This is a genomic window from Vibrio iocasae, assembly GCF_042245395.1.
In the GTDB taxonomy this organism is placed as follows: domain Bacteria; phylum Pseudomonadota; class Gammaproteobacteria; order Enterobacterales; family Vibrionaceae; genus Vibrio; species Vibrio iocasae.
In genome coordinates, this window is sequence record NZ_CP145311.1 from 2,970,045 (window position 1) to 2,982,888 (window position 12,844).

Here is a 12,844-nt window from a genome sequence, read left to right on the forward strand (position 1 = left end):
TACTACTTAAATCAACCTCAACACACTATCAAACCATGATATACACTCCCACGCTGGAGCATGGGAGCGAGTTAAGGTTTGCTAGCTTCTAAGTCCTTTACCACTGGTGACAAGGTAGTGAGCAATCGCGTATAGCACGACGATAAACACCGAAAGCACGCCAAACGAAGTGACAATACCCACATCTGAAACACCTAGGAAGCCATAGCGGAAAGCGTTAACCATGTAGACGATTGGATTGATTTTCGACACACCCTGCCAAAACTCAGGTAGCAGAGTCAGTGAGTAGAAAACCCCACCAAGATACGTCAGTGGTGTTAAGACGAATGTTGGAATAATTGAGATATCATCAAATGAGTTGGCGAAGATCGCATTGATCAAACCACCAAGCGAGAAAACGACTGAAGTCATAAAGACAGTCGCACAAACCACACCCCAATGCTCAACTTGAAGATTTACGAAGAACAGTGACACAAAGGTCACAATAATGCCGATTAGCAGACCGCGAACAACACCACCCATTACAAATCCTGCAATGATGATGTAGTTTGGAACCGGAGCAACCAGCAGCTCTTCTATATTTTTTTGAAACTTAGCGCTATAGAAAGATGACGCAACATTAGAGTATGAGTTGGTGATGACCGACATCATAATCAGTCCAGGAACAATATATTCCATATAGGTAAAGCCACCCATTTCACCGATTCTCGAACCAATCAGGTTACCAAAGATAATGAAATAGAGCGTCATTGTGATTGCTGGTGGAACAAGAGTCTGCACCCAAATTCGCATAAAGCGGGTAATTTCTTTGTTCAGCAAGCTCTTAAAAGCAGTCCAGTATAAGTTGTACATTCTGTTATTTTCCATTCTGATCCCGAACGATGCTAACAAACAGCTCTTCAAGTCTGTTGGCTTTATTTCTCATTGAAAGCACATTGACGCCTTGCTCGCTCAATTGACTGAATACCGAGTTTAACCCCATTGTTTTTTCGATCTCGATTTCCAGAGATCCAGCCTCTAACTTCTGACTAATCACACCATCAAGCTTTGGCTTTTTGCTATCTGCGGCTAAATCCAGAATAAAGGTCTCGACATGAAGTTTGTTCAATAGTGCTTTCATTGTCGTGTTTTCGATCAACTCACCACGGCTGATGATACCGATATTACGACAAAGCATCTCAGCTTCTTCCAGGTAGTGAGTTGTCAGAATGATGGTGACACCTTCGCGATTGATCTCTTGAAGGAATTCCCACATGGAACGGCGAAGTTCAATATCAACACCAGCTGTTGGTTCATCAAGAATCAACAGTTTTGGCTCGTGCACCAGCGCACGTGCAATCATCAGGCGGCGCTTCATACCACCCGATAAATTTCTTGCGCGCTCTTTACGCTTTTCCCACAAATCGAGCTTGGAAAGGTATTTCTTAGTTCTTTCCTTCGCCAGCTCTCGGTTAACGCCATAGTAGCCCGCTTGCTGTAGAACGATCTGCTCAACCGTTTCAAACTGGTTGAAGTTAAACTCCTGTGGAACCAATCCCAGATTCATTTTGGCGAGTTCAAGCTCATTTTCTATATTGTGACCAAATACCGTGACCTTGCCTGATGTCTTGTTTACTAACGACGAGATAATACCGATAGTCGTTGATTTACCTGCACCATTTGGTCCAAGCAAGGCGTAGAAATCGCCCTTTTCCACTTTCAGGCTAATGCCCTTAAGTGCTTCAAAACCAACAGCATAGGTCTTCTTTAAATTTTCTATTTCTAGTGCGTACATATTCTGCTCATCACTGCTTTTTCACAGCTATATAAAAATAACGCGAGCTGGCTAGCTCGCGTTAAGAAGTATTTACTGAGTGCTGGGTTAACTATTTCTGTTTACAGTTTCAACCGCAGCATCTAACGCTTCATAACGGGAAGAGTATCTGTTCTCCAGAGGCACTAAATCATCTAGATGAAGCCGCTCTAGTTGTTGCTTTGTTTGCTCATGCGGGCATAACAAATACACCTGACACTCTACTTCTTTTGCATCCTTTATTGCGTTTTCCAAAGCAAGGGCAACGGTGACATCTATCATAGGGACATCCGTCAAATCCAATACCATCGATTTATATTGACCAATACTAGAATGTTGTCGGGATATAGCTTTGGATACGCTAAAGATCATGGGGCCTGAAAGGTAGAAAAACAATACCTGTCCGTTAGCTTTCTCTAATAGATTTCTTTCGTCTTCGTTGAGAGGAATCTCTTCATCATCTCCATCACTGATTGCTTTTACGTTTTTCTCCTGAGCGAGGCTCAGTTTTTCTATAATCAGGATGTTGGAAATAAAGACACCCAGGCCAACGGCAACAATCAGATCGACAAAGACCGTTAGCAGCATAACGCCATACATAACGCCCATACCCAGAAGGCTCACCTTGTGAGCCCGGGAGATAAAGCTCCAATCCAGAATATTAATACCGACATAAACTGCAATACCTGCCAGCACCGCCATTGGAATCGGCTCTGTCAGCGAACCAGCCACCAAAACGACCAACGCAAGAATCAACGCTCTTATAACTCCGGAAAGCGGTGTCCTTGCACCTACCTGAATATTCACCACCGTACCCATAGTAGCCCCCGCTCCCGGAAGCGCCCCAAACAGACCGGCAAGGATATTGGCAATACCTTGTCCGCGTAACTCCTTATCTGAATTATGCTCACTTCGGGTAAGCGAATCCCCAATTACCGCAGTCAATAGAGTATCTATACACCCTAATGTTCCCAAAACCAGAGCATCAATCACCATAGTCGTAAAGGTTTCAGTGGTGATTGTCGGAATAACTAAAGAAGGCAATCCCGCTGGAATTTCACCAATACGACGCACCGAATCAAAATCGAATATCAGAATCGAAAGTAGTGTCACAAAGACCAAAGCTACAAGCTGGGAAGGAACATAACGAGTATATTTCTTAGGCATCAAAAATAAGATAAGAAGAGTGGTTACGCCTAAAAACAGCTCTTTAAAGCTCAGAGACATGACCGTTTCTGGCAACTGCTTAAGTGTCCCTAAAACACCTCCTCCCGGAGCCGGATGACCAAGGAGAGGAGAAAGCTGGAGGATAATCAGAATAACACCAATACCCGACATAAATCCGGACACAACGCTATAGGGCATCAGAGTTACGTATTTACCTAGCTTCAGAGTTCCAAGCAAAACCTGAAAAGCACCAGCCATCATGACTACGGTAAAGGTCATCGCCATTCCTGACTCGGGATATTTGGCGGTCATGGTGGTCAAAACCGCGGTCATAATGACAGTCATCGGCCCGGTAGGCTCTGAAATCAGCGTATTAGATCCACCAAAAAGTGAAGCAAACAACCCCACCATGATAGCACCCCAGAGCCCTGCTTCAGCACCAGCTCCAGACGCAACACCAAATGCCAGTGCAAGTGGTAGCGATATAATTGCGGTGGTTACGCCACCAAAGAGGTCACCCTTAACGCTGAGTGTGTTAAACCTGCTCATCTAAGTTTCTCATCCCTTACAAATCAATAAGCCAATAATCAAAATGACTTATTGTAAATAGCATGCAGCCAAAGTTGTTCTAATATTTCACATAGAAAACGAACAAAAGAGTAAACAAATATTAACAAAATCAGCTCAGACCAGTCGGTTTTCCAACGAAATCTGAAAATAAAATGAAGTAACAGAATGTGAGCTTGTGTATATTAGAAAGCTCAATGAGGAATGTTGAATGCCAGATATTAAAGAATTGTTTGAGAAAAACGCCACTTGGTCAGAACAAATGACATCCGAATCACCGGAGTATTTTTCCAAGTTGGTAGAACGCCAGTCTCCTGATTACCTATGGATAGGTTGTTCAGACAGTCGTGTTCCAGCCGAACTACTGACAGGCTTAGACTCAGGTGAACTTTTTGTTCATCGTAATGTGGCTAACCAGGTTATCCATACTGATCTAAACTGTCTATCCGTGGTTCAGTACGCTGTAGATGTGTTAAAAGTAAAGCATGTCATCATTTGTGGGCACTATGGATGTGGTGGAGTCAACGCATCAATAGAAAACCCGCCACTTGGGCTTATTAACAACTGGATTCTCCATATCAGGGATCTTTACCTAAAGCATCGCAGCTGGTTGGGAGAACTGCCTAAAGAGAAACACGGTGATAAGCTATGTGAGATTAACGCAGCAGAACAAGTTTATAACCTCGGTAACTCAACAATCATGCAAAATGCATGGGAAAGAGGACAGAAAGTCGACCTTCACGGTGTCATTTACGGTATCGGAGATGGAAAGCTAATTGACCTTGGAATGAGATGTAATAGCAGGGAAACTCTTGAAATCGCTTATCAAAGCGCTGTTGCTAAGATTACTACCGGAGAAATCGGTAAGTAATAGAGAGTAATCAGGCTACAAGTTCAAACCTGTAGCCTGTTATTTGTTGCCTGTTACAAGTTATTCCTGAGGAATAACTTTACCGATATACGGAAGGTTGCGATATTTCTGAGCAAAATCTAATCCAAGGCCAACAACAAACTCATCTGGAATTTCAAAACCAACCCACTCAACATCGACTTCAACTTCGCGACGAGAAGGTTTGTCTAGCAGTGTACAGATCTTGATTGAGTTTGGTTCACGAAGTGACAGAATTTCAACCACTTTGCTCAATGTGTTACCAGTATCAATAATATCTTCTACCAGAAGAACATCTTTACCAGCAATATCATCATCCAGATCTTTCAATATACGAACGTCACGAGAACTTTCCTGGCTGCTTCCATAGCTTGATGCCGTCATGAAATCAACGGATAGATCCAGCTTAACCTCTCTTGCAAGGTCTGCCATAAATACAAAAGATCCTCGTAAAAGACCGGCAATAACCAGATTGTCTGAATCTTTATAGTGCTCTGTTATTACCTCTCCAAGCTCACGCACACGATTGCGTATTTTTTCCTCGGAAATCATAACTTCAACTGTATGTTTCATACTGTTCTCATTTACTTAAGTATTATTAGGGTCAGGATAGACCCGACGGGTAGTGTCTGCCAGCGCAAATCAATAAGGAAGTATTTTAGCATCCCATAACATTTACTCAAGATACATAGAGGTATCTTGTATATAGAAGGGTTGCATTTTCTGTTAATGGAATTTAATTAACCAATTTCAGGTATTGAAACTCTTGGCATTTAGAAACATTTTGTAACAAGTGTATCAAAATTTAATCGTGGTCAAATAACTGACTGATATATAAACAAGGGTTGTTGATCTTCAAAATATGCACCTGTACACTCATCTAGCGACAAATATATTTACAATAATCTCAATGTCGCTTGATTAATAAAACAACACGTTGGCAAGGAAATCGTTATGGATATGATTAAAAAAAGACCTAGAACCCGTCTGTCTCCACAAAAGCGTAAATTACAACTTATGGATATTGCGCTTGAAGTATTTGCACGCAGAGGTATTGGTCGAGGCGGACATGCTGATATCGCAGAAATCGCTCAGGTTTCAGTCGCGACAGTATTTAACTACTTCCCTACTCGCGAAGATTTGGTTGATGAAGTTCTTCACCATGTTGTTCGCCAGTTCTCTGGTTTCTTGAATGAAACTATTGATACTTCCCTTCATTCGAAGCAGAACCTGGAAAACATTACTTCTCAAATTATTGAACTAGTGCATCAAGACTGCCACTGGCTAAAAGTTTGGTTTGAATGGAGTGCTTCTACTCGTGAAGAAGTTTGGCCTCTGTTTGTCTCACTAAACAAAAACAGTTCTATGCTGCTGGAAAGTATGTTCCAGAAAGCCATTGATCAAGGTGAGATCTGCGAAAGTCAGAATCCTACTTACCTGGCGAAAATGCTGCACGGCCTTTGCTACTCTGTATACGTTCAGGCAAACCGCGATCAAAACGAACAAGAACTGAAAGATATGGTTCAAGGTTTCTTAAGCATGCTTTGTATTTACAAATAAATTTGCAGAAATCTAATCACAAAAAAACCGCTGAAATTTCAGCGGTTTTTTTATATCTAATCAGAACTAAAAAGATTACTTCTTCTTAGCCTTCTTATTTGGAAGGTCAGTGATCGTACCTTCAAATACTTCAGCAGCCAAACCTACCGATTCGTGCAGAGTCGGGTGAGCGTGGATAGTAAGTGCCAAATCTTCAGCATCACAACCCATTTCGATCGCTAGACCGATTTCACCAAGCAGTTCACCACCGTTTGTACCAACGATAGCACCACCAACAATACGGTGAGTATCTTTATCGAAGATAAGCTTAGTCAGACCATCAGCACAGTCAGATGCGATTGCACGACCAGATGCAGCCCAAGGGAAAGTCGCAACTTCATAGTTGATACCTTCTTCTTTTGCTTCTTTTTCAGTTTTACCAACCCATGCAACTTCTGGCTCAGTATAAGCGATTGAAGGAATCACTTTAGGATCGAAGTAGTGCTTCTTACCCGCGATAACTTCAGCAGCTACGTGACCTTCATGCACACCTTTGTGAGCCAACATTGGCTGACCAACAATATCACCGATAGCGTGGATGTGTGGAATGTTAGTACGCATCTGCTTATCTACATTGATAAAGCCACGCTCATCCACTTCCAGACCAGCTTTCTCTGCGTCAATCAGCTTACCGTTTGGCACACGGCCAATTGCCACAAGTACCGCATCATAGCGCTCAGCTTCTGCTGGTGCTTTCTTACCTTCCATTGAAACGTAGATACCATCTTCTTTCGCTTCAACTGCTGTCACTTTTGTTTCCAGCATCAGGTTAAACTTATCTTTAATGCGCTTGGTGTAAACCTTAACTACATCTTTATCTGCTGCCGGGATAACCTGATCGAACATCTCAACAACGTCAATCTGAGAACCCAGAGAGTGGTAAACCGTACCCATTTCAAGGCCGATGATACCACCACCCATGATAAGCAGTTTTCCAGGAACTTCTTTCAGCTCCAGAGCATCTGTTGAGTCCCAGATACGTGGATCTTCGTGCGGAATGAAAGGAAGTTTAATCGGGCGAGAACCTGCAGCAACAATAGCGTTGTCGAAGTTAACAGTAGTAACACCATCATCACCTTCAACATCGATAGAGTTAGGGCCGGTAAACTTACCGAAACCATTAACCACTGTTACGTTACGCATCTTAGCCATACCACCAAGACCGCCAGTTAGCTGATCGATAACCTTCTCTTTCCAAAGACGGATTTTATCAATATCTGTTTGCGGTTCACCGAACACGATACCGTGATCAGCAAGGGCTTTAGCTTCTTCAATTACTTTTGCAACGTGAAGCAGTGCTTTAGATGGAATACAACCAACGTTCAGACAAACACCACCAAGGGTGCTGTAACGTTCAATCAGTACTGTTTCCAGACCAAGGTCTGCACAGCGGAATGCAGCTGAATAACCAGCAGGACCTGCACCAAGTACTACTACCTGGGCTTTAATTTCTTTGCTCATTGTGACCTCTTGTAGTCATTATCCCTAACAGGCTAACGGGGCTTCTTAGTAAACCGTATTAGTTTACAAAGATGTTAACGATATGAAAAATAATTCCATTTAGCCTGTGAGCTGTACAACAATTCCTTTTCAGCCAAGCCAATTGAATTGTTGAGAATTTCTTTAGAATAAAAAGGTGGCTGATTAAGCCACCTTATCTATTATTTATTTACAAAACAAGACGGCGAATGTCAGACAGACAACCGTTCAGGTATGTAATAAAGCGAGCACCATCAGCACCATCGATCACGCGGTGGTCGTAAGACAGAGATAGCGGAAGCTGTAGGCGCGGTTCGAAGTCCTTACCGTTCCATACTGGCTTCATTTCTGACTTAGATACACCTAGGATAGCCACTTCAGGCGCATTGACGATTGGTGTAAATGCAGTACCACCGATACCACCAAGGCTAGAGATGGTGAAACATCCACCCTGCATATCAGCCGCAGTCAGTTTACCAGCACGTGCTTTCTTAGATACCGCCATCAGCTCTTCAGAAAGCTCAAAGATACCCTTCTTGTTTACATCCTTGAATACTGGAACAACAAGGCCGTTTGGTGTATCTACTGCGATACCAACGTTTACGTACTTCTTCAGAATCAGGCTTTCACCGTCTTCAGATAGTGAAGAGTTGAACGTAGGGAACGCTTCAAGTGCTTTCGCTACCGCTTTCATAATAAATACAAGCGGAGTGATCTTCATACCTGAGTCTTTCTTCGCTTCAATAGCATTCTGCTCTTTACGGAACTTCTCAAGCTCTGTGATATCTGCATTATCCCACTGTGTAACATGAGGAATCATCACCCAGTTACGATGCAGGTTAGCACCAGAGATTTTCTTGATCTTAGATAGAGGCTGAGTTTCAACATCACCAAACTTGCTGAAATCAACTTTTGGCCAAGGAAGCAGACCAAGCGCACTACCGTCACCTTTGCCAGAACCAGTACCCGCCTCAAGACGCTTAAGCGCTTCCTTCACGTAGCTCTGAACATCTTCTTTAAGGATACGACTCTTACGACCAGTACCTTTAACTTTAGAAAGGTTAACGCCAAACTCGCGAGCGATACGACGCACAACAGGTGATGCGTGAGCATACTCATGATTTTCCTGGAACTCACCAGCAGAAGCCGGAGCAGACTCTTTTGCCGCAGCAGGTGCTGGCGCAGCTTTAGGAGCCTCAGTTGCAGGTGCTGCAGCTGGAACTGCTGCCGCAGGTGCACTACCTGCTGTTTCAAATACCATGATTAGAGAGCCGGTAGAGACTTTGTCACCTTCAGCAACTTTGATCTCTTTCAGAGTACCTGCAAACGGAGCTGGTACTTCCATAGAAGCCTTATCACCTTCTACAGTGATCAGCGACTGCTCTTCTTCGATTGCATCACCGATTGCTACCATGATTTCGGTAACTTCAACTTCGTCACCACCGATATCAGGAACATTTACTTCTTGTAGTGCCGGAGCACTAGCTGCTGGTGCCGCTGCAGGCGCTTCTTCAGCTACTGGAGCTGGAGCAGCTTCAGTAGCTGCACCGTCTGCTTCGAATACCATAATCAAAGAACCAGTAGAAACCTTGTCACCTTCAGCGACTTTAATCTCTTTTACTACACCAGCCTGAGAGGCTGGAACTTCCATTGAAGCTTTGTCGCCTTCAACCGTGATCAGTGACTGTTCTTCTTCAACCGTATCGCCAACGCTTACCAGAATCTCAGTAACTTCAACCTCATCCGCACCGATGTCAGGTACATTAATTTCGATTGCCATTATTCTTTTCCTACCTTAATTAAGCGTATAGCGGGTTAGCTTTTTCAGTGTCAATGTCGAACTTCTTGATTGCTTCAGCAACCACAGATTTCTCAACATCACCACGCTTAGCCAGTTCACTTAGAGCAGCAACAACTACGTAACCAGCGTTCACTTCAAAGTGACGACGTAGGTTGTCACGGCTGTCAGAGCGACCAAAACCATCAGTACCAAGAACCTTGTAAGATTCAGCAGGAATAAATGCACGTACCTGCTCTGCGTAGTTCTTCATGTAGTCAGTTGCTGCGATTGCAGGCTCTGTACCCATTACTTCTGCAATGTATGGTACTTCTGGCGCATCAGCTTCTGGGTGAAGCATGTTGTAACGCTCTGCTTCCTGACCGTTACGAGTCACTTCGTTGAAAGAAGTTACTGAGTAAACATCAGATGCAATGCCGTAGTCATCGCTAAGAATCTGAGCCGCTTTACGTACTTCGTTCATGATAGTACCTGAACTCATCAGCTGGACCTTACCCTTCGCACCAGTGTAAGTTTCTAGCTTGTAGATACCCTTACGGATACCTTCTTCAGAACCTTCCGGCATTGCTGGCATTGCGTAGTTTTCGTTCATCAGTGTCAGGTAGTAGAAAACATTTTCCTGTTCACCGTACATGCGACGAATACCGTCCTGCATGATTACCGCTACTTCATAAGCGAAAGTCGGGTCATAAGAGATACAGTTAGGAACCGTACCAGCCATGATGTGTGAATGACCATCTTCGTGCTGAAGACCTTCACCATTCAATGTTGTACGACCTGCTGTAGCACCAAGCAGGAAACCACGAGCCTGCTGATCACCAGCCATCCACGCCATGTCGCCCACACGCTGGAAGCCGAACATTGAGTAGTAGATGTAGAACGGGATCATTGGCAGATCGTTGGTACTGTATGATGTTGCCGCTGCAACCCACGAAGACATTGCACCAAGTTCGTTGATACCTTCTTGCAGTACCTGACCTGACGTTGCTTCTTTGTAGTAAGAAACGATGTCGCGATCCTGTGGTGTGTAGTTCTGACCGTGTGGGTTGTAGATACCAATCTGACGGAACAGGCCTTCCATACCAAAGGTACGAGCTTCATCGGCAATAATAGGAACGATGTTCTTACCGATGTTCTTATTCTTAAGCAGTACGTTAAGAGCACGTACAAAAGCCATTGTTGAAGAGATGTCACGCTTCTGCTCTTCAAGCAGAGGTTTGAACTCTTCAAGCTCCGGAGTAACGAACTCCTGAGTAAATTTAGGCAGACGAACCGGTGTATAACCGTGAAGTGCTTTTCGACGAGCATGCAGGTATTCGTACTCTGCACTGCCTTCTTCCAGTTTCAGGTATGGAAGTGTCTTCATCTCTTCGTCAGAAACCAGATCCTGAAGACCAAGACGATCACGCATATGCTGTACGTGAGTCATATCCATCTTCTTCACCTGGTGAGCGATGTTCTGACCTTCTGCCGCAGCACCCATACCGTAGCCTTTAACTGTCTTAGCAAGGATTACAGTTGGACGGCCTTTGGTCTCTTTCGCATTGTTCAGTGCAGCGTACATCTTAGAAGAGTCATGACCACCACGCTTAAGCGCGAAGATTTCATCATCAGTCATGTCGGCAACTAGTGCAGCTGTTTCAGGGTACTTACCAAAGAAGTTCTCACGTACGTAAGCGCCATCTTTTGATTTGTATGTCTGGTAGTCGCCATCCACAGTTTCGTTCATTAGCTGAAGCAGCTTACCAGTTGTGTCCTTCGCAAGAAGAGCATCCCAACCAGTACCCCAAACAACTTTAACAACGTTCCAGCCTGCACCTTTAAACAGACCTTCAAGTTCCTGCATGATCTTCCCGTTACCCATAACAGGTCCATCAAGACGCTGTAGGTTACAGTTGATAACGAAACATAGGTTATCCAGTTGCTCACGCGCAGCAAATGAGATTGCACCACGTGATTCCGGCTCATCCATCTCACCATCACCAAGGAATGCGTATACGCGCTGGTTAGAGGTATCTTTTAGCTTACGGCCATCCAGATATTTCAGGAAACGAGCCTGATAGATAGAAGAGATTGGACCTAGACCCATAGATACTGTTGGGAACTGCCAGAATTCAGGCATCAGTTTAGGGTGTGGGTATGAAGGAATACCTTTACCATCTACTTCCTGACGGAAGTTATCAAGCTGATCTTCAGTCAGACGGCCTTCAACGAATGCACGGGAATAGATACCCGGAGAAATGTGGCCTTGATAGTAAACTAAGTCACCACCGTCCTGCTCATTTGGAGCACGGAAGAAGTGGTTAAAACAAGTTTCGTAAAATGCTGCTGAAGACTGGAATGACGCCATGTGTCCGCCAAGTTCTAAATCTTTTTTAGAAGCACGCAATACGATCATAATTGCGTTCCAGCGGATTATAGAGCGAATTCGGCGCTCAAGTGTTGTGTCTCCAGGGTATGGAGGCTCTTGATCGGCCGGAATGGTGTTGATGTAGTTGGTAGTTATGCCTGTAGGCATATCTACACCGTCAAGGCGTGCTTTATCTAAAACTGTTTCTAGTAAGAACTGGGCACGCTCGACACCTTCTTCACGTACTACGGATTCAAGAGCTTGTAACCACTCCTGAGTTTCCAGTGCATCAACGTCATTGTTCATGACTTCAGACATGGCGGTCTATCCTTTTGTTTAGTTGGATCTAATGAAACCAGCAAACCCTAAGATTCACTGTTTTGCTGAATTCTCCGCAAAGAACGCTCTCTTCTGCTCTCTTCACGGTTTAAGTCCAGCAAGGTTTCTTCGATATAAGCTAAATGAGTATGAGAAAGTTCTCGCGCCTTTTCTGGCTGACCAGAAACAATCGCATCCACAATATTAGCTCTGTGTTTACTTACTTTTTCCACCACATCATTGCGGCGGTGTAATAGTTTTAAATTCTGTAATACGTTTTGCTCGAGAAGAGGTGCCAGACTACGCACTATATGGAGTAAAACGACGTTGTGAGCGGCTTCAGTAATGGCAATGAGAGACTCCATTACAGCTTTAGCTTCACGCTCTACGTCTTTCTCTTCTTCGGCAATACAAATCTGCTTTTGGCTTTGACAGATTCGTTCAAAATCTTCTTTTGTACCGCGTAGCGCTGCGAAATAGGCAGAAATGCCTTCAAGCGCATGACGCGACTCCAATAAATCTAATTGGGTTTCTTTTTGACTAGCCAACAAATCAAGTAGTGGATCTGAAAAACTCTGCCACAGCGTATCGCTGACAAAGGTGCCACCACCCTGACGACGAGTTAGAAGCTTTTTAGCTTCAAGACGCTGTATCGCTTCTCGGATAGAAGGGCGGGAAACATCGAACTGCTTTGCCAACTCTCGTTCTGGCGGCAGCTGCTGTCCTGCTGAAAATGTTCCTTCCAATATCAGCCTCTCGAGCTCTTTCTCTATTACATCAGAGAGCTTAGGCTGACGTATCCTTTGATAAGCCATATTGAGCGTCTTTCTCGTTAACTTTTATTCTTATTTATTCGTTTGTTGTAATCTAATTTAGTATTTAGTT

General features: G+C 44.0%; 10 protein-coding genes. 2 read left to right on the forward strand and 8 right to left on the reverse strand.

Going from position 1 to position 12,844, the window contains the following annotated elements; genetic code table 11:
• Positions 1-81: 81 nt before the first annotated feature.
• From SNR28_RS23355 to SNR28_RS23365, 3 genes are all read right to left on the reverse strand, one after another.
• Positions 82-852 (reverse strand): ABC transporter permease, encoded by a 771-nt coding sequence (locus SNR28_RS23355; protein ID WP_375754157.1) that lies wholly within the window; start codon positions 850-852, stop codon positions 82-84.
• A 4-nt stretch (positions 853-856) separates the two neighbouring features.
• Positions 857-1,774, reverse strand: a complete 918-nt coding sequence (locus SNR28_RS23360) for an ABC transporter ATP-binding protein (RefSeq protein WP_375751272.1) — start codon at positions 1,772-1,774, stop codon at positions 857-859.
• Between the two features lie 87 nt (positions 1,775-1,861).
• Positions 1,862-3,508 carry a SulP family inorganic anion transporter gene (locus tag SNR28_RS23365; protein ID WP_375751273.1) on the reverse strand — a complete coding sequence of 549 codons (1,647 nt, stop codon included), beginning with the start codon at positions 3,506-3,508 and terminating at the stop codon, positions 1,862-1,864.
• Between the two features lie 229 nt (positions 3,509-3,737).
• Between SNR28_RS23365 and can the strand changes: the two genes are divergently transcribed.
• Positions 3,738-4,397 (forward strand): carbonate dehydratase, encoded by a 660-nt coding sequence (gene can, locus SNR28_RS23370; RefSeq protein ID WP_375751274.1) that lies wholly within the window; start codon positions 3,738-3,740, stop codon positions 4,395-4,397.
• A gap of 60 nt (positions 4,398-4,457) precedes the next feature.
• Here the strand turns inward: can and hpt are convergent, their stop codons facing one another.
• Positions 4,458-4,988, reverse strand: a complete 531-nt coding sequence (gene hpt, locus SNR28_RS23375) for a hypoxanthine phosphoribosyltransferase (RefSeq protein WP_375751276.1) — start codon at positions 4,986-4,988, stop codon at positions 4,458-4,460.
• A 381-nt stretch (positions 4,989-5,369) separates the two neighbouring features.
• On the opposite strand from hpt, the gene SNR28_RS23380 reads away from it, so the two are divergent.
• Positions 5,370-5,975, forward strand: a complete 606-nt coding sequence (locus SNR28_RS23380) for a LuxR/HapR/OpaR family quorum-sensing transcriptional regulator (protein WP_375751278.1) — start codon at positions 5,370-5,372, stop codon at positions 5,973-5,975.
• Positions 5,976-6,050: 75 nt separating this feature from the next.
• Here SNR28_RS23380 and lpdA read toward each other — a convergent pair whose 3' ends face one another.
• The 4 genes from lpdA to pdhR form a co-directional block, all read right to left on the reverse strand.
• The gene (gene lpdA, locus SNR28_RS23385) at positions 6,051-7,475 is read right to left on the reverse strand and encodes a dihydrolipoyl dehydrogenase (RefSeq protein ID WP_375751280.1); all 1,425 of its coding nucleotides are present in this window, start codon (positions 7,473-7,475) and stop codon (positions 6,051-6,053) included.
• Between the two features lie 208 nt (positions 7,476-7,683).
• On the reverse strand, positions 7,684-9,273 hold the full coding sequence (gene aceF / locus SNR28_RS23390; RefSeq protein WP_375751282.1) for a pyruvate dehydrogenase complex dihydrolipoyllysine-residue acetyltransferase: 1,590 nt from the start codon (positions 9,271-9,273) through the stop codon (positions 7,684-7,686).
• 19 nt (positions 9,274-9,292) lie between these two features.
• The gene (aceE, locus tag SNR28_RS23395; protein ID WP_375751283.1) at positions 9,293-11,959 is read right to left on the reverse strand and encodes a pyruvate dehydrogenase (acetyl-transferring), homodimeric type; all 2,667 of its coding nucleotides are present in this window, start codon (positions 11,957-11,959) and stop codon (positions 9,293-9,295) included.
• A gap of 47 nt (positions 11,960-12,006) precedes the next feature.
• Positions 12,007-12,774 carry a pyruvate dehydrogenase complex transcriptional repressor PdhR gene (pdhR, locus tag SNR28_RS23400; RefSeq protein WP_375751284.1) on the reverse strand — a complete coding sequence of 256 codons (768 nt, stop codon included), beginning with the start codon at positions 12,772-12,774 and terminating at the stop codon, positions 12,007-12,009.
• Between the last annotated feature and the right edge of the window lie 70 nt (positions 12,775-12,844).

Excerpts from the sequence above, each read along its gene's own strand:
- SNR28_RS23355 (WP_375754157.1), bottom strand. The coding sequence starts at position 852 with ATGTACAACTTATACTGGACTGCTTTTAAGAGCTTGCTGAACAAAGAA.
- SNR28_RS23360 (WP_375751272.1), bottom strand. The coding sequence starts at position 1,774 with ATGTACGCACTAGAAATAGAAAATTTAAAGAAGACCTATGCTGTTGGT.
- SNR28_RS23365 (WP_375751273.1), bottom strand. The coding sequence starts at position 3,508 with ATGAGCAGGTTTAACACACTCAGCGTTAAGGGTGACCTCTTTGGTGGC.
- can (WP_375751274.1), top strand. The coding sequence starts at position 3,738 with ATGCCAGATATTAAAGAATTGTTTGAGAAAAACGCCACTTGGTCAGAA.
- hpt (WP_375751276.1), bottom strand. The coding sequence starts at position 4,988 with ATGAAACATACAGTTGAAGTTATGATTTCCGAGGAAAAAATACGCAAT.
- SNR28_RS23380 (WP_375751278.1), top strand. The coding sequence starts at position 5,370 with ATGGATATGATTAAAAAAAGACCTAGAACCCGTCTGTCTCCACAAAAG.
- lpdA (WP_375751280.1), bottom strand. The coding sequence starts at position 7,475 with ATGAGCAAAGAAATTAAAGCCCAGGTAGTAGTACTTGGTGCAGGTCCT.
- aceF (WP_375751282.1), bottom strand. The coding sequence starts at position 9,273 with ATGGCAATCGAAATTAATGTACCTGACATCGGTGCGGATGAGGTTGAA.
- aceE (WP_375751283.1), bottom strand. The coding sequence starts at position 11,959 with ATGTCTGAAGTCATGAACAATGACGTTGATGCACTGGAAACTCAGGAG.
- pdhR (WP_375751284.1), bottom strand. The coding sequence starts at position 12,774 with ATGGCTTATCAAAGGATACGTCAGCCTAAGCTCTCTGATGTAATAGAG.